Annotated in this window: 1 pseudogene; it reads left to right on the forward strand. The window is 70.8% G+C overall.

From position 1 onward, the window contains the following. Positions 1–135: 135 nt before the first annotated feature. Positions 136–370 (forward strand): annotated as a pseudogene (locus CQZ88_RS28685) (iron ABC transporter permease); the annotation flags it as partial.

The following is a 370-nucleotide window of genomic DNA, read 5'->3' on the forward strand; positions in this document are numbered from 1 at the left end:
TCCTGATCGGCGAGCTGCTGTGGTTAGGTAAGCCTAACCATTACATTACGGGCCGCCGGATGCAACCCGGAAGATAGGGTTCGGTAACCTAACCTCCGTTCGGCCGAGTTCGCGTCCCCCGAGGAGCCCGCCCCTGTGACCACCCTCCGCCCCCCGGACACACCGGCCTCCGCCGCTGTACCTCCCTCCCTGGCCCGACGCCTCGTCGCCGAGGCCCTCGACCTGGCCCTGCTCGCCGTTCCCGCCGGCATCGGCCTGCTGCTCGTGCAGGCACTCGCCGACGCCAACGGCGGCGGGCAGACCGACCGGGTCGTCTTCGGCGGCACCGCACTGGCCGCCACCGTCGGCCTGCAATGGTGGAACCGCGGGC

Source organism: Rhodococcus sp. ENV425 (genome assembly GCF_002887785.1).
GTDB classification, from domain to species: domain Bacteria; phylum Actinomycetota; class Actinomycetes; order Mycobacteriales; family Mycobacteriaceae; genus Rhodococcus; species Rhodococcus aetherivorans.